Raw genomic sequence first — 23,292 nt, 5'->3', positions numbered from 1 at the left:
CTATTTTTGCCCCACCAAGGTGAAGAATCACCGGGCAAACGGCTGCGCAGAGCCATTGGAAGGCACGGAAGATTTGGCCGGCAACACGGAAGCTGCGAAGCCTCGTCAATCGGGACGTATGTCACGGTGGCTGTTCGCTGCGCTGATCATTGCCGCGGCCTGTTTCGCGATCCGTTCGCTAGCACCACAGACGATCGGCGAAACGGTTCGGCGGAAATTCATTTGCCAACTTCAAACGCACTACCCCAATCACAACATCTCGGTACGTCGGGGACACTTTGATCCCAACATCGGTTTGGTTTTGGAAGACCTGCGGATCAGCGAGCCGACGTCCATGCTTTCGCTTCGCAGTCGCGAGATGGTCCGGATCGAACGGATCACCGTGATGGGTGACTTTCAAATCGAAAAGCTACTCGACCAGCAGAACCCGTTGGTAACGCGGCGTGTGGTCGTCGAAGGAGTCACCGCAAACGTTTGGCTGCGTGAAAACGGCGATTCTTCTTTGGCGGTTTTACTGCCGCTGCCGCAGCTCGGCCCGGCGGCGCCGCGAATCGATTTGAGTCAAATTCACTTGCGGTTGTTTGGCGATGACGCGTCCAGCCGATGGATTGACGCCGAACTGGAGCGTGCGTTGGTGGTCAATCGGACCCGAGCCGACGGATCGACGGATCACGAGATTACTGTGACCGGCGTCGCCGACTTTGCCAAAGACATCAAGCTGAAGATCACCAACGTCGGCGGTTCGGTCGATGTTTTGTGCGCTGCAACCGGCGTTCACTTCAATCGTCGACTGTACGACAGCCTTCCATCGGCGTGGAGCGATTTTTTACGAAACGCAAAAGACTTGACGTGTGCTTGCGACACGTCGATTTCGTATCACAAAGCTGCGACGGGAAAAGTCGACTATCGCGTGCAGACGAATGTCCACGACGGTCGGTTCGAGCATCTCGCATTGCCGTTGCCGTTGTCGCAGCTAAGGGGAGTGGTTGTTTGCGATCCGTCGGGGATCACGGTCGACGGCGGGCAAGCCAACTTGGGTGACGCCATCGTTCGCATCGTCAACGGTCGGTTGGACGGCCACCAATGGCCGTCGCCGGCAACGTTGACGGTCAAGACACGAGGTTTGTTATTGGACGAGCGGTTGGCCGCGTCGCTTCCACCATCGCTGCAGGAACAGTGGCACAAGATTCAGCCGCTCGGCCGTGTCGACATCGATGCAAGCCTTGTCCATGGAGTCGGCGGATGGGACACCAACGCGGATCTGACGTGTCACGGTGTTGATGTTCGCTACGAAAAGTTTCCTTACCCGATCGAGCAAGTCGTCGGCCGAATCGAACTGCGATCCGGCATCGTTTCGAGTGACGGACTTAGTGGTCGTGTATCCAGCAATCGCATGCTTTGTGCGTTTCGATTGCCGACCAAGCCGGGCATCACGAACGAAAAGTCTTTCGTCGTTCAAACCGATGGCCCCATCCCGATCGACAACACGTTGTTGCAATCGTTAACGCCGCGGTTGGCCGAACAGAGCGGACTGGAATCGTTCGTTCGTTCGCTACGTCCCCGCGGTTCGGTTCGGTTGGCAATGGCCGTCTTCGCGACCGATGCGGCCGGACGGCAAACGCGGACCATCGATTTGGACGTGATCGATGGACATATGCGTTACGAAAAGTTCGCCTACCCGTTGTATAACGTTTCGGGGAAGATTCGTGTCGAGAATCATTTGGTGAAGATGTCCGGCTTCCGCGCCACCAACGCGAATGCCGGTGTGATTCTTTGCGATGGCACTTATCAAATGGAAGTTGCCGGCGCGATGCCATCAGGATATCGCATCACCGATCACGGCGTTGTCGATCGCAGCGAATCGCGGCTGATGTTGAACTTCCAGGCCCAGAACGTTCCGATGGACGAGTCGCTGCGTTCCTCTTTGCCCTATTCGACCCAACAGGTGTGGGACGCAATCTCGCCCAACGGGGTGTTGGATGAATTGAATGTGCAGTTGGTCAAAATCGGAAACGATTCACCGATCGGAATGGACATCAGTGCGAGGCAGTTGGAACACGGACAAGTGACCAATCGGATTCTAAGCATTCGTCCGCCGGCGCTGCCCTATCGGTTGGACATCACCGGTGGCGTTGTGCGCTTCGACGGATCGAACGTAAAGATCGAATCGTTGAAGGCCAGTCACGACGGGTCGAAGATTTCTGCGGACGGTCGCTGCGATCCCGGCGAAGACGGGCGTTGGGTGTTGTCGACGAATCTGCACAGCGGCAGCCGATTGCGCCCCGATGCCGAACTGATCGCGGCCCTACCCGTGCAAATGCGGGAAGCGATGCGAAGGCTGCAGTTGCGAGGCCCCGTCAGCATCCGGGGCACCACCGTATTGACGATCCCCGATGAAGCTCGGCCCGAACCCGTCATCAATTGGGACTTGGATCTTCAGCTCGAAGGAAACCGCATCGCCGATGTCGGACCGGTGCATTCGCTGCGGGGTGAAGTGTCGGTCCAGGGAACTCGAAACGAATCCGTACTCCTTGCGACGGGCGCCGTCCGTATCGATTCGATGCACGTGGACGATCTGCAGCTCACCAACATTCAAGGTCCATTTTCGATCAACAACGATCGGTTGGACCTGGGGCAGCGAGCATTCGATCGACGCGCGGCTGGTGTCGGTGGCGAGACGTCGGCGTCGGCACCGATCCGCGGCAAACTGTTTGGCGGAACCATTGATCTTGATGGCGAGGTGATCTTGTCTAGCGGCGATTTTGACGTCGTCATGGCGGTTCAGGCGGGTCGGGTGCCGACTTTGTTGGCGGACTTTGGTCACGGCGATAACGGCCTCACTGGAACGTTTAGCGGTCAAACCAATTTGCGAGGCAACTTGGGAACCAGCGATCTGTTGAAGGGATCTGGGACGGCGCGAGTCTCCGGTGCAAACCTTTATCAGTTGCCAATGATCGTCAAGGTGATGAATCTGATCAGCGTCACGCCGACCGAAGATGTCGCCTTCACCGACGGCGAGATCGAGTTCAGCTTGTTCGGCGACACAGCGACGTTCAATAAAGTGCACCTGTGGGGCGATTTGGTCTCGCTCGAAGGCGGGGGGACCTTGGATCGACGTCAAGAATTGGATCTGACATTCAACACGCGTGTCAGTCCTCAGAACACGTTCACCAAGATCGTTCGTCCTCTGCGCAGTCAACGTTACACCTTGATGACGATCGACGTTCGCGGCCCCGTGAACGATGTGCGGATCGAACGCCGCGCGCTCGATGGCGTCGGACAAACACTCGAACGCATGTTTCCGGGCATGGGCGGGAACCACGAAGCCGAGGAACAAAGCGATTCACCTCGCTCGGCTAGCCAAAGCCGAGGTTGGTTCAAATGATCGCCATGACACCTTTCACACAGACCAGCATCCACACCGGATAACCTGACCCGCCGAGACGGGTCTCGGCAGACACCAGACAGGACGATCGGACATGAATATTCAACCGACTTCCGCAGCAGCGAGCATCGCGGGAACTTCACAGGCGGCCGCGAAAGGTGGCGATGCCGACAAGATCGCTTCGGACGCTACCAACAAGCAGTCCGCCGCTGATTCATCCACGGGCAAGAATCTAGAAGTGGGGGCGCTCGACGCTAGCACGAAAACGGGTGATCGCGGCGGCGACGGTCGCCAACTGTATGACTCCTTCGAAGGTCATCAAGAAAAAGATGACGAACCCGACGCACCGACTCCGAACGAATCCCAGGTTTCGCAAGAGGAACCTGCGTCGGAAGGTCACATTGATTTCGAAGCCTGATGGATACGGATAGGTCCCTAAACAGTTGTGGAATCGTTGCAGTCGTTAAAGGTTGAACGACGGTCGAATGGATTGGCCGGTCCAACATCATTGACTTTGATTCGCCAGCTTTCGGATCTAGCTTTCGAGAGAGGATCTACACAGGGATCCGCTTTTCTCGATCGGGGACCAAGCCCCAAGGTAAGCCCATGTCTGAAGCCACCGGCAATATCGAATCAAACGTACGTGGATACTGTCGATTGTTTCCGGCGGTATTCGACACAGCCGTCGGCTCGACGCTGACCGACGCGTCGGGCAAGACATTCATCGACTTTTTCTGCGGCGCCGGTTCGTTGAATTACGGCCACAATCACCCGGTCGCGAAGGCCGCATTGTTGGACTACGTTTCGCGAAACGGAATCCAGCATTCGCTGGACATCGCAACGAAGGCGAAGGTCGACTTTCTTGACACGTTCGAGCGATTGATCTTGAAGCCTCGCGGAATGGACTTCGTGGTTCAATTCACCGGCCCAACCGGAACCAACGCGGTGGAAGCAGCCATCAAGCTGGCTCGCAAACAAACCAACCGTAGCCACATCGTTGCGTTCACAAATGCCTATCACGGGCACTCGCTCGGATCACTCGCCTTGACGGGCAACAAGTACTATCACAGCGAATTCTATGGGTCGCGAAACAACGTGACTCATTTACCTTTCGATGGTTACCTGGGCGACGTCGACACGGCCGATCTGTTGGCCAAAATGTTGGCGGACAACAGCAGCGGGCTTCCCGTTCCAGCGGCAGTGATTTTGGAAACGGTACAAGGCGAAGGCGGCATCAATGTCGCAAGTCGGCAATGGCTACGACGCGTGGCTGAGATATGTCGACAACACGAAATCTTGCTGATCATCGACGACATCCAGGTCGGCAACGGACGCACCGGAAAGTTCTTCAGCTTCGAAGACGCGGGGCTTGAACCGGATGTGGTTTGTTTGTCGAAGTCGATCGGTGGCGGTTTGCCAATGTCGTTGGTGCTGATCCGCCGCCCGTTGGATGCTTGGAAACCGGGCGAACACACCGGCACGTTCCGCGGCAACAACTTGGCATTCGTCGCCGCCAACGCCGTCTTGAAACACTGGGCCGATGCAGACTTCGAATCCCAAATCGCCAGTCGAGGCGAAGTGATTCAGTCGTGGTTGAAACAAGTCTGCGAACGATTCGCGGCACAGAACTTTTGTTATCGCGGTCGCGGATTGATTTGGGGCCTGGACGTCAAGCGTGGCGACCTGGCCGCGAAGGTGATTCGCCAATGCTTCCAAGACGGATTGTTGATCGAAGCATCCGGCGCCGACGACCAAGTGCTGAAGTTCATGCCCGCACTGACAATCGAGCGGCCGTTGTTGTTTGAAGGACTGCGTGTCGTGGATGCCGTACTGTGCCGAGTTGTCGGCGAAGAGACTTCCCCATCCGATCAAGCGTTACAAGTGATGCCGCAACTTGACTTGGGATCGATTTCGTCGGTCGGTGGATCCGCGTCGATGGGTACCTTGGGACAATGACGACAACGGAACACGAAGCTCTGGTCGCCTTTCCGACACTGTGGTCGCGTCAATTGGCGCAGACGCCGGATCGCACCGCGGTCATCGCCGAAGACGGGACGCTCTCGTACGCGGAGCTGGATGCGATGGCGGTCGCGATCGCTGCTCGATTAAAAGCATCAGGTATCACGGCCGGCGATTGTGTCGGTATGTGCGTCGATCGTTCGCCCGAAGCCATCGCGGCGATGATCGGGATCATGAAGTTGGGCGCCGTGTTCGTTCCGCTAGATCCCGAATATCCTGTCGACCGACTTGCCTACATGGTCGGCGACGCCGCGATCCGGACCATCTTGGGACATCCGCACTACCAAGCGTCGATAGGCAAGAACTTGGTGGGTGGTGAAGCGGCGCCGTGCGAGTGGATCGATTGTGAACCGTCTCTTTGGTTGGACGCTAACATTGAATCGGTTTCGTTTCCATCGATCGCACCCGATGACTTGGCGTACATCATGTACACGTCGGGTTCGACTGGAAAACCAAAAGGCGTCGAGATCCAACACGCCGCGCTGGCGACGTACTGCTACGCCGATATCGATTGTTACAAGATCAATCAAGACGATCGCACGTTGCAGTTTTCGACACTGAATTTTGACATTGCGATCGAGGAGATTTTCCCGCCTTTGCTGACGGGCGGGGCGGTGGTCGTTCGTCCTCGCGGGCGGGCGAATGAACGCAACGAGTTGTCGACTTTGGTCAATCGGTTCGGCGTGACTGCGATCCATCTTGCCACGGCATACTGGCACCAATGGGTCGATTTGATGGTTGCCACGGGCGAGCGGATCCCGCCGTCGATCGGCTTGATGATCGTTACCGGCGAAAAAGTGTCGGTGGCACACTACCGTCGTTGGCAACAGCTTTGCGACCGCGACGTACTTTGGTGCAACGCATATGGTCCGACCGAAGCAACGGTCAGCGCGACGGTCTTCATTCCCGATGATCAATTCGATGCCGCCAACATGCCGATCGGAAAGCCGATGAAACGCTACGAAGCGTTTGTGCTGGACGATCAACGACGGGTGCTGGATGTCGGTGAAACGGGGCAACTTTTTTTGGGCGGCCCGGCGCTTGCGAAGGGATATCACAATCGGCCCGACTTGACGGACGCCGCATTCATCCGGACTGAGATCAATGGCGAAATGCGGCGACTCTATCGGACCGGTGACGTCGCCCGGTTCTTGCCCGATGGGAACATCGATTTCGGCGGACGACTCGATCACCAAATCAAGTTGGGGTCGTACCGGATCGAACCAGCCGAGATCGAAGCTGTTGTCAACGAATGTGAGTCAGTTTTGGAGTCGTTGGTCAGTTACGACGGAGTCGACGGCAAGAAGTTTTTGATCGCTTACCTTGCCGTGGGGCCGGCACAGGTTTCGGCAAACGAGGTCGCTTCGTTTTTGCGCCAGAAGCTGCCGGCCTACATGGTGCCTGCTCGCTATGTGTTCTTGGATTCGTTTCCCAAGACCATCAACGGGAAAATCGACCGGCGACGATTGCCCCCGCCGGCTGAGAGTGTGGTTCCACGTGACGACTCGTACGTCGCGCCACAAACGCCGATGCAGCGATACTTGGTCGAACTTTGGCAAGACGTGCTCCATCTTCCTGAGATCGGTATCCACGACGACTTCTTTTTGCTCGGTGGCAGCTCGCTGTTGGTCACACAAATTGTGGCTCGATTGACAACCGAGAAAAATATTGAGTTGCCCGTACGCGATTTCTTTGCCAATCCGACGGTCGCGAGTGCGGCTCGTCACCTTGAACAAACCGACGGTCAAGTGACCAACGGTGACGACGACGACATTTTAGTGCATCGGCATCATTTGCCGATGATCGACGCGGACTACTTCACCAGTGACGGTGATCGCCTTTACGCGGTTCGCTACTCACCAAGAAACCGATCATCCCAGCGAGCGATCGTGTTGTGTCATTCGATCGGACACGAGTATGCACGCGGGTATCGAAATCTCCAACAATTGGCGATCCAACTCTGCAAAGCCGGTCATGAAGTGTTGCGGTTTGATTACGCTTCGACGGGAAATTCCGAAGGCGACTGCGCCAAGTTGACTATCGATCGAATGCGCCAAAATCTGGCCGACGCAAAAACTTTTCTCGCGACGCGTTCGGGTGTGGAATGCATTTCGGCGGTCGGTTTGCGTTTCGGTGCGACGATCGCAGCCACGATGCCACGCGAGACCTTTGACAGCGTGGTGATGTGGGATCCCGTCCTTTGCGGCGAGCAATTCCTTTCCACGACGGATGGCTTTCACCATGCCGCACTGACGTCCTTGACTCGATTCAACCAAGTCCGATCCCGCGGTGCGATCGATCAGAGCTTCGGCCAAGTGATGACGACGCGCAAACGGAATAGCTTGGGTGCGATTCACTTGGATCCCACCCGAACGCTCGGCGACTCGTTCACGATCGTACTGACCGACCGGTGGGACGAGTCACCGTCTGCCGCGACTTGGAAATCGAATCAAACGCATGTGATCGAAACTCGCGATGTCGCGGCGTGGAACGATTCGCGGTACACCGAGAGCGCGTTCTCGTCGCCGGAAAGCTTTCAAGCGATCACAAAGCACTTTAGCGATGCGGAGTCACGCCAGTGAAACGAGAAACAAACCAAGCCGTTGTGTTCGGTGAGTACGAGCATTTGCTAGGTGTTTGGCGAGTGGCGGCGGAACCGACGCTTTCGTCCGTCGCAGCAATCATGGTCACGCCGGGAATGTTGCATCACGTGGGGCCGAATCGGTTGCACGTCGATTTGGCCGAGTCGCTTTCAAGTCTGGGCATCGCGTCGTTGCGATTCGACTTGTCGGGTATCGGCGAAAGTTTGGGCGTCGGTGTTGGTGGGCGATCGATCGATCGCGCGGCGGACGAGATTCGTCAAGCGATCAATTGGATCGAAGAGCACGCCGGGATCACCCAATTCGTTCTGTTCGGGCTATGCAGTGGAGCGGATGATTCGATCCACGCGGCGCTGCGAGACCAGCGCGTTGTGGGCGTGGTCGCCATGGACGGGTGTGGCTATCCGACACTCCTTTACCACTGGTATCGCTTCACGCGTCATTTTTTGCCGCGAGTGTTGCGACTGGACAAGTGGCGAACGCTTTGGAAACGCCGCCGTACCGACGACGGTTCCGTCGTCACTTCGCTGCAACCCGGAAAGGACGTCCGCGAATTTCCGACGCAAACGCAGGCGATCGAGGAGTTGAAAACGCTTTCGTCACGCGGTGCGCTGATGCACTTCGTCTACACCGGTGGTGTTGGCGATTACTTCAATCATGCAGGGCAATTTGCGGCGATGTTTCCAACACTGAAAGACGACCCCCGGATCAGCAGCCACTTTTTCGAGTCGATGGATCATGTGGCGTTGATGGTCGAAGACCGCCGGCAATTGGTCACGCATGTCGCCAATCGGATGCGTTGGATGGCCGTTTCGCAAGCCAACGGTAATCCGGCGCGTTCGACGGACCAGGACGCGACAGTGGTTCCCTAGTCGATCGCATTTCGGTTCGATTCGGAAAGGCAACGCGGGTGCCGGCGGCGACGCTGCAACGCCGCGGGAAATATGTTCCACTGATGGGATGGATTTCCTCGCCACGACCGGTCGCCGCAAAGTTCTTTTCGGTTTGCTTTACTTGAGCGAGGGCGCGCCGATCGGGTTCATTTGGCTGGGGCTGCCAACCCGCTTGCGGGCGATGGAAGTGCCGCTGGACCGGATCACGTGGCTGATGGCAATGTTGATTTTGCCTTGGACGCTGAAGTTTCTTTGGGCACCGTTGGTCGATTTGTTTCGCGGGCCAAAATGGGGATTGAAGCATTCGATCATCGCTTCGCAAGTCGTGATGGGGGCGACGCTCTTGCCGTTGTTTTGGTTGGATTTGCGAATCGATTTTGCGATCGTTTCGATGTGGTTGTTGGCGCACGCGTTCGCCGCTGCGACACAGGACGTGGCGATCGACTCGCTTTGTATCCAGCAATCTATGCTGGCTGAACGTGGTTCACTTAACGGTGCGATGCAATGCGGCGTCTTGACCGGTCGGGCCATCATGGGCGGCGGTTCGTTGATGCTAGAGCGGTGGATCGGATTCAACGGAGTAGTCGCCGTCCTGATCGGTTTGGTCAGCTTTTCATTGATCGTGTTGGCGTTCGCGAAGGAAAAACAGCTCGCAGCGACCGCCGGCGTTGCGGAATCGATTGGCCAACGGATGCTTCAATTGATGAGGCAACTTCGTCGTGGCGCGAGAAAGCCGATCATTTGGTTTGGCTTTGCGTTCGCGTTGACGGTCCCAGCCGCATTCAAATCGGCCGAAGCGATTCTAGGACCGTTCTTGGTCGACCGTGGGTATTCCGAGTTTGATGTTGGGCGTTTCACATCGACGGCGATTATCGGCGGCATGATTGTCGGCTCCGTCTTGGCGGGCCGATTTTCGCACCGTTGGGCGGACCGTCGACTTTTGACGGGTGCGGTGATCGCGAATCTGTTGGCAATTGCCGCCGTCGCGATCGCGGATCTATCGAGCGATCGATCCGGTGGCATCGCCCTGTTGGTTGCGTTGACGGTCGTTTCCATCACGATCGGTTGCTTTACCGTTGCGATGTACAATTGGTTGATGAATCTGACAGACCCGCTGATGGCGGCGACTCAGTTTACTGCGTTTATGGCTGCATCAAACGTTTGTGAAGCGTGGTCGACAACATTGATCGGCCGACTGCAAATCGCCTGGGGTTACCCCGCGGCGATGTTGTGCCTTTGCGCTATTTCGGCGACGGCAGCCATTGTCATCGCGTTGAAGTTGCCGCCCTCGCCCGAGTGAAGCGAATCGCTTACACCTCGAAGGTCTTTTCGTCCTCTTGATAGACCACCCGATACATATCGGTTTTACGGTCGTTCCAGTTTTGCACGGATCCTTGATCGCGGTGCCGTCGCAATTGTTCGAAATCCAAGTCGTGGATGATCAACGTTTCGACGTTCGGGTTGCATTCGTCCGCGATCGCGTCGCGAGCAAATTCGGCATCGGCCGGAGTGAAAATGCCCGACTGAGCGTAGTGAATATCCGAGTTTTCGACGAACGGCAGGTTCCCCGTGCATCCAGATATGGCGACGTACAGGTGGTTCTCGATACAACGTGCCTGGGCGCAGTAACGAACGCGAAGGTAACCGTGGCGAGTGTCCGTGTTGAACGGAACGAAGACGATTTGGGCGCCTTTTTGAGTCGCGATTCGTGTCAGTTCGGGGAACTCGATGTCGTAGCAAATTTGGATCGCGATCGGACCGCAATCGGTGTCAAACACTTCGACTTTCTTACCGGGGCTAACACCCCACCACTTACGCTCGCTCGGAGTGATGTGGATTTTGTACTGCTTGCCGATCGATCCGTCGCGTCGGAACAAATAGGCGACGTTGTACAGCGTGTCGTTCTCGACAACGAACTGGGACCCACCGATCACGTTGATGTTGTACTTGACCGCCATCTCGGTGAAGATGTCCAGGTACTGTGGGGTGAACGCAGCAAGTTGACGCGCAGCCTGTCCCGGTCGCGAAGCATCGACGCTGGGCAACGACAACAGTTGGGTCGTGAACAATTCCGGGAACAACACAAAGTCGCACTTATAGTCCGACGCCGTGTCCATGAAGAATTCGCACTGTTGATGAAATTCTTCGAACTTTCGAATGGTTCGCAATTGGTACTGAACCACGCAAATGCGGATCGGTTCGATGACGTGATGGAAGCGACGTTTCGCACCGGCGACGTATTCCAAATTTGTCCATGCCGAGTAGGTCGCGTAACCACACGATTCGCCGTCGGCCGGCAAGTAGTTGGGCGTTAGACCACGGACGATAAACCCGTTGGAAAGCTGCGCGGTCAGCACGGGGTCGTAATTGTGTTTTTCCAAAACGCTATCGATGTACTCACGCGCCGACATCTTATCGGCGTGCTTGTGGTATCCGGGGATCCGTCCGCCGATGATGATCTGGGAAAGATTCTTTCGCCGGCAAAGGTCTTTGCGGGCGTCATACATTCGACGTGAAAGTTTCATCCCACGAAATTCTGGATCGACCATCATTTCGATCCCGTAAAGCGTGTCGCCCTTGGGTTTGTGATTGCGGATATATCCAGAATCGGAAATTGCTTTCCAATTGTGCCACTCCAATCCTGCGTCATATTCCATGATCAGGCTGGACGACGAAGCGGCCAACTTACCGTCAATTTCGATGCAAATTTGGCCTTCGGGAAAGACCTTCAGTTGGCTCTCGATCTGGTCGCGATTCCACGTTTCTAAACCGGGAAAGCACCGCTCAGCCATTGCCGACAGCGCATCGAAATCGTCCATCGTCAGAGGTCGGACGACGATTTTCCATTCAAATTCCGAAAGATTCAATGGTTCCACGGTTAGCACGCTATCGATTTCAAGGGGACGATTCGGAATAACGATAGTGCCAACCCAGGCCGATCAGCAAGCCACTCTCGCGGATTTGGTTTCCAAGGCTGCTTTCATGGCAATCCCGGCACCCTCTTCGTCGAATGTCGGGGCGAACGTGATTTCCCCAAAACATGGTTTCAGTGTTAGGATTCGCCCAGGATTGTTCGGCATGTTGATCGGGCGGTCCTTTCAAATTCAATTCGCGAAAGTGACGCTATGATCAAGCTAGGAATCCTTTCAACCGCTCCGCGTTGCTACAGCACCCGGCGACTCGTCGCGGCCGCGAAAGATCGCGGGCACAAAGTCTCGGTTGTCAATACGCTTAAGTGCTCGATCGATTTACAGTCCGGCAAGCCAGACTTGTATTACCGCGGCAAGCCGTTGGCGGAATTTGACGCGATGGTGCCTCGGATCGGTGCCAGCATCACCTACTTTGGTACAGCCGTCGTTCGTCAGCTGGAACAGATGAACGTCTTTGTCACCAACAGTTCCGCAGGAATTTCGAACAGCCGCGACAAACTTCGCAGCATGCAAATCCTCAGCCGCCACCACATCGGCATGCCACGGACCACCTTTGTCCGTGATCGCGGCGATGTGATTCCATCGATCGAGCGGATCGGCGGAGCGCCGGTCATCATCAAGCTGCTTGAAGGCACCCAGGGTGTCGGCGTGATTCTAGCGGACTCGATCAAAATCGCCGAAGCGATCATTGAAACGCTGCAAACGGCAAAGCAAAACGTTTTGGTGCAAGGTTTCGTCGCCGAGAGCAAGGGACGTGATGTCCGTGCGTTCGTGATCGGGGACCGCGTCATCGGTGCGATGCGACGGGTGGCCCAAGGTGACGAGTTTCGCAGCAACGTTCACCGCGGTGGCCAGGTGGAAGCGATCGAATTGGATGACCAGTATCGCGAGACCGCCCTGCGGGCCGCACAGATCATGGGGCTACGCGTCGCCGGTGTCGACATGCTGGAAGGAAAGGACGGGCCGCAAGTCATGGAAGTCAACAGCTCACCCGGGTTAGAAGGCATCGAACGGGCGACGCAAACGGACATCGCCGGAGCGATCGTGGACTACTGTGCCGCTCACGTCGACTTCCCCGAAATGGACATCCGCCAACGGTTGACCGTCAGCCGCGGCTATGGGGTCTGCGAACTGTTCGTTCCCGAAGGCTCGCATTTCGTCGGCATGACGATCGCCGATGCTGCGTTCACCGAGAAAGACATCAACGTGTTGACTCTCTATCGGGGCAAGACCGTGATCCCTAACCCGAAGCGTTCACGACTGCTTGAACCGGGTGACCGATTGCTATGTTTCGGCAAACAAGAATCGATGAAAGAGATGGTCCCCAAAAAGACACAAAAGCAACGAGCACCCAAGGTCAAGACTTTGGACACATCGATGATCGACGAAGCGTCCGCCTAAGCCGCGTTCGGATTACGGCGTTGACGTCCGCCGGCCGACTGTGGACGTCAACGCGATTGCCGCGAGTACTTCTTTTTGTATTTCTCGAACAGCATCGTGTGTCGACTGGTCAGGTCGACCCGGCGGCCTTGAATGAACGCATCGATCACGTTCGTTTCCGTTTCCAAAATGTCTCCGTCGCAAACGATTAACGTTGCATCCTTTCCGGCCGTGACCGAACCTACTCGATCGCCGATTCCCAAAATGTCGGCCGCCGACATGGTCATGGCGGCAACCGCATCGTCGCGGGACAGTCCGTATGCAACCGCATTGGCGGCATGGTAGGGCAGATTTCTGGCATTCGACGATCCACCGGGGTAACCGAGGCCCTCACCGGCAATGGCGAACCGAATACCCGCCTTTCGAAGCCTCGCGGGCAATGTGTAAGCGGCGTCGAAAGCATCATGACGGTGCAGCGGTAATCGATAGGTACCCGCAACGATCACAGGAACTTCGTATCGCTTCAGCAGGTCGGCGCACTCAACTGCGTCATAGCCACCATAGATCACGAGCGACAAGTCACGTCCGACCGCATAGGCGACGGCCGATTCGATCGTCGATTGATGATTGGCTTCGACGAACAACGGTCGCTCGCGTCGTAAAACTGGCAACAACGATTCCAATTTGACATCGGAAACGATCTCGATCGTGCCGTCGGTGCGAGCTTCGCCATAACGCTTTGCTTCATCCAGCCAATCGTCCAGTGACTGCAGTTTGTCGTCGCGTTTTTTCGCTTCTTCTTTGGCGTCCTTGTCGCGAGGCTGCAGCGATTCCCAGTTGACGCCCAATCCCGCCGGCGCCAACAAGTTCATGTCGCTGACCGTCCAACCGTCCATCTGCATCACCGCCGTTTGGCCGCGAAGGAACGGCCCGCCCGGTGACACGTGTGCGATCATGATGCCGCCCGCTCGTGCGACGGGGATCAATTCGCTGTCGGGATTGACCGCGACCCAGGAACGCACGTTCGGATTTCTTTCGCCTCGCTCGTTGCTGTCACTGGTTTCGCCGACCGACAGAATCTCTCGAAGCCCCAGGTCCGTCATCGATTCGATCAAGCCGGGGTACACGTGCTTGCCCGTGCCATCCACGACAACGCATCCGGCCGGCGGATCGATGCGTACGTCCACAGCAACAATTTTGCCCGCGTCGAACAGCACCGAACCGACGGGGATCGTAGCCTCGTCGACGCGATGGATCGTGGCACCGCGAATCAGGATCGGGTTCGATTGCGGTTCTCCGGGAACCTGATCATTTGCTTCTAGCGTCGCGGCGATCGCGATCGCCAAGCATGCCAACAAACAATGCCATCGTGATACAGTCATCATTGCGAAGCTCCGGTGCGTTGATTCGTGTTGCAGAATTCATCGAATCGCAACCAGCGATCTTCTTCTGCCACCTCCTCTGGCGTTTCGTTCGCCGCGTCATCAGGCAGCGGCTTTGCCTTGGTGTCGGGCTGTGTGTCTTTCTTCTTTCCGATTGCAAGTTGTATGAGCTGGTTTCGGATTTTTTGATCGCGTTGACGCCGTTTCGCGTCGTCAGCGATCGAAAAGTAAATTCGCCCGTCGATCCACGTCTGTTCGCATCGCGTCGTCGTCGACAACGGGCGACCGCTCCAGATCACAAGGTCAGCATCTTTGCCAACTTCGATCGATCCGACTCGGTCGTCGATCCGCAGTTGCTTTGCCGGGTTGAGAGTCACGAACTTCAAGGCTTCTTCCTCCGGTACGCCACCGTACTTCGTTGCTTTGGCGGCTTCGGTATTCAAATGGCGACCGAGTTCCGGGTCGTCGCTGTTGTAGGAAACAACGACGCCGGCATCGTGCATCAGAACGCCGTTGTACGGAATGGCGTCGAAGACTTCGAACTTGTAAGCCCACCAATCTGCGAAGGACGATGCCATCGCGCCGTGTGCGGCGATTCGATCAGCGACTTTGTAGCCTTCCAGAATGTGTTGCAAAGTTCCGATGCGAATGTTGAACTCTTCCAAGACGTCCAGCGTCGCGACGATTTCATCCTGCCGATAGCTATGGCAATGGATCCATCGATCGCCGTGCTGGACTTCGGCTAGGGCGTCCATTTGCAAATCACGACGCGGCGGCAACGACGACCGCTGGCCGGCTTGCCACGCTTTTCGGTCAGCTTCGTATTGTCTGGCCGCCAAGAATTGGTCGCGCAGCAATTGCTCGACACCCATTCGTGTCGTCGGATAGCGGTCGCTCGATCGTTTGACGTTCTCACCGAGCGCAAACTTAATGCCCGGTGCAGCGCCGGCGAACTTCATGTCGTTCATCGATGCGCCCCAGCGAAACTTGATCGTTTGGCTTTGTCCGCCGATCGGGTTGGCCGATCCGTGCATGATGTTGGCCGTGGTGACACCGCCGGCGAGTTGTCGATAGATGGCGATGTCCGAGTTGTCGATGAAATCGCCAATGCGAACTTCGGCCGTTACCGCTTGTCCCGTTTCATTGATGCCGCCGTCGGTCGCGATGTGAGAGTGGCAATCGATCAATCCCGGTGTGATGTGCTTTCCACTCGCGTCGACAACATGGCACGGTTTCGGTACGGCCAGGTCGACGCCGATCTCGGTGATTTTTCCGTCGCGTACGATGATGTCCGCACGATCGAGTTTTCCGGATGGTCCGCACGTCCACAAGGTCGCGCCGCGAAACAGAATCGCCGAGTGAACGGTTGGCGGATTGACGAAACCTTGGGCACCCAGCGGATGATTCAATTCGATGGTGTCGATGTCAGTGTCGTCCGCTAGCGATTCTTCGCCTTGAACGGTTGTCGATTTCGACGCATCGTCGTCTTCGCCTTTGTCGTCGACCTCGTTTTCAAGTCGTTTCAGTTTCAGCTGTTGTTGCGTCCCCGACGGTGATGTCAACGTTGCGAAGGAATCGGATGTAGGTTCGGTGTCGCCTATGTGATTGACCGTCAAAATTTCCAATCGCCAGACACCTTCGTCAAACTCTTTACCAAGCGAGGCCAGATTCAAGGTTGCGTGCAGTCGCACGCGATCGCGGATCACGTCTTTCAGTTTGACCTCGATCGACTTTGTTTCTTTGCCAGCAGTGTCTTCCTTCGATTCGGGCGAATCTTCATACGCGGATTTTTCTCGTTCGATCTTCGCAGCCCAACCCTTGTCATTCTTTTCGATTGCCAGAGTCGCTGGAACTGAAGCGTTCGCAGACTTCAGAGCTACCGCCCACCTACCCAGCAGCCGATCGTCTTTCCCATTTTCTTCAATGACGAAACGCTGTCCGGCGACCCAGGTTTCGAGCACCTTCGTTTTCTCGCCAAACAAGTCGCCATCAGTCACGACAAGGTTTGCCCACATGCCGGATTCGATGCGCCCCAGTTTGTCGTCGACTTTCATCCACTGGGCTGGCGTTGTGGTGACGGACGCGTGTGCAACGATCGGATCGAGACCACGCTCGATCGCAACGCGAATCTTTTCAAGGAACTTGCCCGGGTCATCTAAGCCGTCGGTGGTCAAGCAAAAGTCAACGCCTGCGGTGTTTAGCCGCGACGGGTTTTCGGGTGCGAAGTGCCAGTGCATCCAATCCACCAGCTCTGTGCTGCGAACGGACGACTCTGTCGCCGCCGACGGCGGTTCGGGGAAATCAACGGGCAGCAGCACCATCAGCCCGGGGCGGGCAATGGCATCGATCTCGCGGTACTCGCGTCCGCTGCCACGCAGAAGCACCGGCAACGAAAATTCGTCGGCGACGTCGAGCGCGCGAAGGATCATGCGTTCGTTCGCCGCATCGATCACAAGCGTTTGCGATTGAAAGGTCTGTTGCAGTGCATCCAGTGCGACGTTGCGTTGGGGCCTCGACAGGCCTGGGTTCGCAGTCGAGACTCGGTTGGCTTCGCGATACCAAATCGCATCGTACAGTGATTGGCGAAGCAGCGCCGTTGCGCCCATCGGTGAACTCGGGTACCGATCACGCGACTTGCCGCGAGGTACGGTCAGGGTCGCATGTTGAAACACGTCGCTTCGGAACAATCGCTGCGGGTCTTCTGCATCGACCATCAGCACCAAGCAACTGGTTCCCTTCACGATGCCATCCTTCGGTGCCATCAACTGAGCGACGATTCCCTGCTCTCGCAACTTTTTCGCATCGGCGTCCGAACTGTTGATCGATGTCGCGGCGCGAAGTTGAGGAGTGATGTTCGAATTCCAATAGTCCGTCGATTGGGCCGCGTCGAGAGGGACCTGCACATCGTGCATCGCATCGATCAAACCGGCATACAGCGTCTTGCCACTAACATCGATCGGTTGCGTTCCCGTCGGAACGTCCAACTCCATTCCTACATCGGCGATCATGGTGCCACGGATCAGGACGTCATTGCGAACAGGTGGGGCACCCGGATGCGAAACGACCTCGCCGCCTTGAAGGAGGACACAGGTCGGCTGGGCAGTACGCAAGCCTTCGACAGGCCGCGTCGACGTCGGCGATTGGGCGACCGAGATCGATGCGAGCCACGCAAATCCGAGGCAAATGAGAAGTTGGCGCAGCGGCGTCATGCATGAACTCGAAATCGCGTTGATGGATCCTGGGTTAGTTCAAAGGATAATCAAACAGAGCGAGTTCTATCCGTTCCAAATCGAATGGTTCGAAATTCGCTGGAAAACAGGGCCCGGTCGACGTCCATGGATGTCTGCCGTGCCGACGCGATTGGCGAACCAGACCCCACAATCGGTGCCCATCAACAGCACTTCGTCCGCCTGGGTGATGCGGTCCGGGCGCACGCGTTCTTTTCGCCAGGCGATGTTGAATTCATGGGCGATTTGTTCGACGACCGCTTGCGACACGCTGGCCAGGACTTGATCGGCTTCGGGTGAGACGATCGAGCCGCCTTCCACAATGGCAAGGTTGGCGATGCTGGTGTCGGTAACCGACCCGTCGTCATCGATCAGAACTCCGACGGCATGTGGATCGACAGCCTGTGCCATTTGGTCGGCTCGAAAATAGTGTAAACGGCATCGCACCTTGATCGCTCTTGGCCAAGCGTCGTCGGGTTGCTGACGAACGCTTGTAATCACCAGCGGTTGCCCGATGGTTTGTTTGGCGACATTTCGATCATGGTCGATCGGATTCAGATGAATTCCGATCGTTGGTACGCGTTCATGGGGCGATGTCCCCATTAACCCGGGTGTCGCAAACCAAGTGATGCCCACGTCGCCATTCGAGTTAACCCAATCGCGATTTCGATGAAGCAGTTCATCGGTGATCGAAGTCATGGCTTCGCGCGTGGGTGTGTCGTCGATCGCTAACGCATCGAGCGAGGACTGCCAGCGTTTCCAATGAGCTTCGAACTGGAAGGGACGTTGGTTATAGGTGCGCAGTCGTTCGACAACTGTGACGGATTGCCGAAACCCTATGTCATCGATCGACACGACCATGCGATCGTGTTCGATCCAGTTTCCGCTGAAAAAACTGATTCGTGATAAAGGAGACGTTGCCATCAAAAACTAGAACCCGGTCCAATCGCCGTCGATCATCAAAGCCATGCCGCGGCCCGCGCGGCAGGGAGCTTGATAGTAGTCGACTTCGGAATGCTGAAGGCCCACGATGGGCGAACAGTCACGCGATTTGACCGGCAGCTTCGTGCCATCCGCCCGAGGTGCGAAGGACGTTGGGCCCGAGTAGCCCAGTGCGGCTTGGCCTCGTACACGATCGATCAACCAATATCGCTTCAGCACGGCATCACGTTGATTGTAGTAAAGGAGCAGCTTTTCCAAGTTCTGCGTTGCAAGAGAATGGTAGCCGTTTCGGTTCATCCAGTTGCTCGCGATCGCCGGTGCGACCAACCCTGCGTCAAAGGACAAACCGGTCACGGGCGGTCCGGGAAGTGAACGTCCGCCAAGAGAGCCACCAGCCAGGGCATGCAGCGAACCCGTTACGACGCGGCCTCCGAAACTGTAGCCGATCAACGATGTGGGCGTGCCATATTCGGCGTGTTTGCGCAGTAGCCAAGCCAGGTAAAGGCCTTCCGCATCGGCGCGGTCTGCTTTGATTCTTACGTCGCGAGCCAAAATGCCGACTTGTTCGCTGGGCCAGCTAAAGATCAGCCAGTCTACGGGGTCGTTCTGTCGAAACTGGGAAACGCGTTGGTAGACGGTCAACCCTCGTTCGATCGCATCGCAAGGCTCCATACGATTGCCGTGGACATAAATGACGGTTCGCCGTCCGTCTGCGCGCTTCGCTAGGTATTCGTCCAGACTCGATCCCCATCGGTTCCCACAGGCGTCGAGTCCGTCGATATCGAAGGAAGGTGAATCCAGATCGGCACGGCAAACGTCGCTGGTCAATCGACGGGTACTCAATACCCACAGTCGATCGCCGGCGTCCGATGGAATGACAGAGTTACTGTCAAAGACCAAACCTTCATCGGCGGACACCTTCGTCACGGGCATCAGCGGCAAGCACATCGTCGCAACGGCGATGCACTTCACGAACCCAAGACGAGGGAATGGTCGGTTGATTCGGGGGAGCGGGCGCGTCATGTGGTCGCAGCTTGGCAAAGGGGGTGTGTTGCGTGTTGTCATCAGATTGTTGCTTAAAAATAACGATGTTGCGTTTGCACAACACTCAGAGCGTCGTACTTTTGACAGGTCTCCCACTTGAGATCACCGAATACGCTCTCTATGCATGTCAAGGAAACTACAATGAATAGTCGGATTGCAACGATGATGACGGCGGTAACGCTGATCGTCATCAGCACAGGCTGTGGCGCGACACGAAACTTTTTGTTTGGTCGCGGCGCCCAGTGCGGCCTGTGCACGAAGCTCGGCAGCTGTCTGCCAAAACCACAATTTGGAAACATGATGCCCGCCCCATGTGCATCGGGTCTGTGCGGGTCCGCGCCGGTTGCTGCGCCTGCGTACGCACCCGCATTCCAAGCTCCACAAGGTGTTGCGACGGCACCGTCGTGCGGTTGCCAAAGCTATGCCGGTACGAGCTATCCGTCGGACGCCTACTCCAGCGGCACCTGCGGTTGCGGCAACGCCTATGACAGCTACGCGCCAGCGGTATCGGATCCCTACCTATCGTCAGGTTCAGTCTACGACGGTGGTTCGATTCCGTACGAAGGTCAAGTCATTGGCGAGCCGGCGTATCCTCCGTCGTCGATTCCGATGGAGTCCTATCCGAGCGGCGCGTATCCTTCCGCACCGGTCACATCGGAAGGTTGGCAGGCGCGAAAGATCGACACCGACGGAAATAAAATTCTGTGGGAAGAACCGCTGCCATCCGGCGCCAAAGCGTTATAGAGACTTTGGTTGTTGGCGAAAAACGATTGCAGCTATAGTGGGATAGACATTTCGGTGGCCCGTTTCGACATGTCGGGCTGAACACCTATCCAAGCAAAGTTCCAAACGATCCTGAATGCGTATTCGATGAACAGAGCGACGGTCGGGACAGAGATGCTCTTGCGAGCAGTCTTTGTCCCGACCGTTTCGGTTTTCTCCTAATGGGTTTGCAACGAAGTGAATACATTCAATCGATTTTTCGATTCCGACCGACGTGCGTGGATTCGGCAAGCGACCGCGTTGACGTTTGGATCGGTTTTGGTTGCCCGAGCAAGCGGACAAGATATCGGTGAAGAAGGCGTCGCGACGGCGGCATCGGAATCTTTGGCGGAAACTTTGTCGGATGCGGCAAGCGACACGCGATTGGTCTATGACGCGCCGCAAATCCAAAACTGGAAAATCGGTCTCGTCTTGGAAACGCCCGTCACATGCAGCAACGTGTTGGCGACGTTTGTCGTTCCGATGGATTGGCCCGAACAAACCGTTACGCTGTTGAACCAAAACATCGACCGAAATGTGACCGGTTGGAAAACGCGTGACCTTCCCGGCGGTGCCCGACAGGTCGTCCTGCAGATGGCTCGTGTCACGGCCGGATCGACGGTTGAGATTACTTTTGAGTTGGCCGTCTCGCGGTCACGCATTTTGCCGCCCGACAAAACGGACGATCTTTTGATTCCGTCTCGGCCCTCGCGAGAGCTGAGGAATTCGATGGGGAACAGTCCTAACATCGACACCAGCAACGCGCGGATCAAGATGGCGGCCAGAGATCTGGAGAAGGTCGAAGTTGAAAATGACTGGGAACGCGTCGAGAAAATTTATGACTTCGTCCGCGAAAATGTCGAGTATGTCGAGGGACCGATTCGAAACGCGTCCGATGCGTTGAAAGATGGGAAAGGCGACTGCGAAGACATGACCAGCCTGTTCGTCGCGATGTGTCGAAACAGCGGCATCCCCGCTCGCATGGTTTGGATTCCGGATCACTGTTACCCAGAATTCTATTTGGAAACGCCGCCGAGTGATGGCCAGCCTTCGACGGGAATCTGGTTTCCCTGTCAGGCGGCGGGGACGCGACAATTCGGCCGGATGGACGAGTATCGTCCCGTGCTGCAAAAGGGTGATCGTTTCAAAGTTCCCGAGAGCTCAACGCAACTTCGCTACGTCAGCGAGTACTTCAAGTGCGATCGGAAGGGCAAAGGTAACCCGCGTCCCAAGTTCATCCGTGAATTGATCGACGTTTGATCGGAACCGTTCGCGACCCAAATGCCGGCGAATGAATCACGTTGGCAGATTGCCCGTTTAGGGTTTCGGCAATACCGGGATATCAGAAGGCACGCCCGACGCATCGGCTTGGTCGATTTCCGCTTCGTCCATCTTTTCGGCCGCTTTTTCCGATTCGCCATTTTCACGATCTGCGTCGTCATCGGCGGCGACCGGATCGGGTGCCGTGGTGCGATCCGGTGCATTGGTTTGTTCGGGGGTTTGATCTTTCGATGTCGATTCTGCATCCTTTGACAACGTCGGATCCTCCATCGACGCGATTTCAATTTGAAGCGTGACTTCCTTGCCGGCGCGAAAGACTTTGAATTCTTGGAATGAACCGACGGGCAAGCGTTCTACCGCCGATTGCAGGCTGGCGGGATCATTGATTGATTCACCGTCAATCTCAACGATCACATCGAGCGGTTGGATTCCGCCTCGTTCGGCAGCCGATCCTTCGATGATTTGGTAGGCCAGGATCCCCAGCCCGACCGGCAAGTCGAATTTCTTGGCAATCTTGGGTGTCAGTTCGGCAATGCGAATGCCGATGGCCGCACGCCGTACTTTGCCGTGCTTGGCCAGTTCTTCGGCAATCCACTTGGCTTGATTGATGGGGATCGCGAAGCCGATGCCTTGATAGCCGCCGTTTCGTGTGGCGATGGCCGTGCTGATCGCGACCACTTTTCCATCCAGATCGATCAACGGGCCTCCCGAGTTGCCGGGGTTGATGGCCGCGTCGGTTTGGATCAATCGGCCGCGGTCGATGCGACGGATGGTGCGGTTTTTGGCGCTGATGATGCCGGCGCTGACGGTCGCTTCGAGACGAAAGGGGCTGCCGATGGCCAGTACCCAGTCGCCAATTTCGATCGCGTTCGAATCGCCAACCTGCGCGTGAGGAAGTGGACTGTCGCTGATGATCTTTAGCGTCGCCACGTCGCTGGCCGGGTCGCCAAAGACTTTCGTTACTTCGTGTTCCGTTTCGTCGGACATCTGAACAACGACGCGTTTTGCATTGGCAATCACATGGTTGTTCGTGATGACCATACCGTCGGCGTCGACGATGACCCCGCTGCCGATGCCGGTCAGTTGTTTTTCGTCCGCCTCGATCGGCGAGTTGTCGTCGGACTTTTCGTTCGCGGTGCCCGATTGGTTAGGGCGAGCGACTGGTTGTCCGTACGACAAAATCGTGACCACCGCCGGCGTGGCTTGCTTGGCTGCGGCCCGGAAGGCATTGGACAAAGCTCGGGGGCCGGCTTGAATTTCGGCAGTGGCAGAGGTTTGCGCATGAGTCGGGATGTTCAAGCCGACGGCAACTGCCATGAATACGATGAACTGAGTCATGTGTTTAGACATAAATGGGGGGGCTTTGATCATCCGAGAGCTCCGAGGCGAATCGCGTTGGTCATCCGCAGACAATATAACGGTCAATGCAACTTCTGTATCGGACCGA

15 protein-coding genes are annotated in these 23,292 nt (G+C 56.5%); 9 read left to right on the top strand and 6 right to left on the bottom strand.

The window, feature by feature from the left end:
* Positions 1-19 precede the first annotated feature (19 nt).
* From Poly51_RS05405 to Poly51_RS05380, 6 genes are all read left to right on the top strand, one after another.
* Complete coding sequence (locus Poly51_RS05405; protein WP_186775353.1) at positions 20-3,385, top strand: hypothetical protein; 3,366 nt, start codon at positions 20-22, stop codon at positions 3,383-3,385.
* A 94-nt stretch (positions 3,386-3,479) separates the two neighbouring features.
* Positions 3,480-3,803 carry a hypothetical protein gene (locus tag Poly51_RS05400; RefSeq protein WP_146454932.1) on the top strand — a complete coding sequence of 108 codons (324 nt, stop codon included), beginning with the start codon at positions 3,480-3,482 and terminating at the stop codon, positions 3,801-3,803.
* 188 nt (positions 3,804-3,991) lie between these two features.
* A complete protein-coding gene (gene ectB / locus Poly51_RS05395; protein WP_146454930.1) occupies positions 3,992-5,341 on the top strand; it encodes a diaminobutyrate--2-oxoglutarate transaminase in 1,350 nt (449 codons plus the stop codon).
* Positions 5,338-7,986 (top strand): amino acid adenylation domain-containing protein, encoded by a 2,649-nt coding sequence (locus Poly51_RS05390; RefSeq protein WP_146454928.1) that lies wholly within the window; start codon positions 5,338-5,340, stop codon positions 7,984-7,986. Before ectB ends, Poly51_RS05390 begins: the two co-directional genes overlap by 4 nt.
* On the top strand, positions 7,983-8,876 hold the full coding sequence (locus Poly51_RS05385; protein ID WP_146454926.1) for a lipase: 894 nt from the start codon (positions 7,983-7,985) through the stop codon (positions 8,874-8,876). Before Poly51_RS05390 ends, Poly51_RS05385 begins: the two co-directional genes overlap by 4 nt.
* 88 nt (positions 8,877-8,964) lie before the next feature.
* Positions 8,965-10,197, top strand: a complete 1,233-nt coding sequence (locus Poly51_RS05380; protein WP_186775352.1) for an MFS transporter — start codon at positions 8,965-8,967, stop codon at positions 10,195-10,197.
* Between the two features lie 10 nt (positions 10,198-10,207).
* Here Poly51_RS05380 and Poly51_RS05375 read toward each other — a convergent pair whose 3' ends face one another.
* Positions 10,208-11,773 (bottom strand): carbon-nitrogen hydrolase family protein, encoded by a 1,566-nt coding sequence (locus tag Poly51_RS05375; RefSeq protein ID WP_146455261.1) that lies wholly within the window; start codon positions 11,771-11,773, stop codon positions 10,208-10,210.
* A 252-nt stretch (positions 11,774-12,025) separates the two neighbouring features.
* Here Poly51_RS05375 and Poly51_RS05370 point away from each other — a divergent pair, with 252 nt between their 5' ends.
* A complete protein-coding gene (locus tag Poly51_RS05370) occupies positions 12,026-13,228 on the top strand; it encodes a RimK family alpha-L-glutamate ligase (RefSeq protein ID WP_146455259.1) in 1,203 nt (400 codons plus the stop codon).
* Between the two features lie 47 nt (positions 13,229-13,275).
* Here Poly51_RS05370 and Poly51_RS05365 read toward each other — a convergent pair whose 3' ends face one another.
* From Poly51_RS05365 to Poly51_RS05350, 4 genes are all read right to left on the bottom strand, one after another.
* Positions 13,276-14,592, bottom strand: a complete 1,317-nt coding sequence (locus tag Poly51_RS05365; RefSeq protein WP_146454922.1) for an amidohydrolase family protein — start codon at positions 14,590-14,592, stop codon at positions 13,276-13,278.
* On the bottom strand, positions 14,589-17,798 hold the full coding sequence (locus Poly51_RS31165) for an amidohydrolase family protein (protein ID WP_146454921.1): 3,210 nt from the start codon (positions 17,796-17,798) through the stop codon (positions 14,589-14,591). Before Poly51_RS31165 ends, Poly51_RS05365 begins: the two co-directional genes overlap by 4 nt.
* 66 nt (positions 17,799-17,864) lie before the next feature.
* Positions 17,865-18,740: an aminotransferase class IV gene (locus tag Poly51_RS05355; protein ID WP_146454919.1), complete on the bottom strand. Its 876-nt coding sequence runs from the start codon at positions 18,738-18,740 to the stop codon at positions 17,865-17,867.
* A 6-nt stretch (positions 18,741-18,746) separates the two neighbouring features.
* Complete coding sequence (locus tag Poly51_RS05350; RefSeq protein ID WP_146454917.1) at positions 18,747-19,730, bottom strand: alpha/beta hydrolase; 984 nt, start codon at positions 19,728-19,730, stop codon at positions 18,747-18,749.
* A gap of 213 nt (positions 19,731-19,943) precedes the next feature.
* Between Poly51_RS05350 and Poly51_RS05345 the strand changes: the two genes are divergently transcribed.
* Both Poly51_RS05345 and Poly51_RS05340 read left to right on the top strand, forming a co-directional pair.
* A complete protein-coding gene (locus Poly51_RS05345; RefSeq protein ID WP_146454915.1) occupies positions 19,944-20,546 on the top strand; it encodes a hypothetical protein in 603 nt (200 codons plus the stop codon).
* A gap of 216 nt (positions 20,547-20,762) precedes the next feature.
* A complete protein-coding gene (locus tag Poly51_RS05340; protein ID WP_246114271.1) occupies positions 20,763-21,824 on the top strand; it encodes a transglutaminase-like domain-containing protein in 1,062 nt (353 codons plus the stop codon).
* Positions 21,825-21,881: 57 nt separating this feature from the next.
* Here the strand turns inward: Poly51_RS05340 and Poly51_RS05335 are convergent, their stop codons facing one another.
* Positions 21,882-23,195 carry a S1C family serine protease gene (locus Poly51_RS05335; protein ID WP_246114270.1) on the bottom strand — a complete coding sequence of 438 codons (1,314 nt, stop codon included), beginning with the start codon at positions 23,193-23,195 and terminating at the stop codon, positions 21,882-21,884.
* Positions 23,196-23,292 lie beyond the last annotated feature (97 nt).

This window comes from Rubripirellula tenax (genome assembly GCF_007860125.1).
Classification (GTDB): Bacteria; Planctomycetota; Planctomycetia; order Pirellulales; family Pirellulaceae; genus Rubripirellula; species Rubripirellula tenax.
Note: the sequence above shows the minus strand (reverse complement) of the source record. Positions and strands in the feature narration are given on the sequence as shown.

Bases quoted from the DNA above. Each gene is read 5' to 3' on its own strand.
- Poly51_RS31165 (WP_146454921.1), bottom strand. From the start codon at position 17,798: ATGACGCCGCTGCGCCAACTTCTCATTTGCCTCGGATTTGCGTGGCTC.
- Poly51_RS05355 (WP_146454919.1), bottom strand. From the start codon at position 18,740: ATGGCAACGTCTCCTTTATCACGAATCAGTTTTTTCAGCGGAAACTGG.
- Poly51_RS05365 (WP_146454922.1), bottom strand. From the start codon at position 14,592: ATGATGACTGTATCACGATGGCATTGTTTGTTGGCATGCTTGGCGATC.
- Poly51_RS05335 (WP_246114270.1), bottom strand. From the start codon at position 23,195: ATGTCTAAACACATGACTCAGTTCATCGTATTCATGGCAGTTGCCGTC.
- Poly51_RS05400 (WP_146454932.1), top strand. From the start codon at position 3,480: ATGAATATTCAACCGACTTCCGCAGCAGCGAGCATCGCGGGAACTTCA.
- Poly51_RS05380 (WP_186775352.1), top strand. From the start codon at position 8,965: ATGGATTTCCTCGCCACGACCGGTCGCCGCAAAGTTCTTTTCGGTTTG.
- Poly51_RS05345 (WP_146454915.1), top strand. From the start codon at position 19,944: ATGAATAGTCGGATTGCAACGATGATGACGGCGGTAACGCTGATCGTC.
- ectB (WP_146454930.1), top strand. From the start codon at position 3,992: ATGTCTGAAGCCACCGGCAATATCGAATCAAACGTACGTGGATACTGT.
- Poly51_RS05390 (WP_146454928.1), top strand. From the start codon at position 5,338: ATGACGACAACGGAACACGAAGCTCTGGTCGCCTTTCCGACACTGTGG.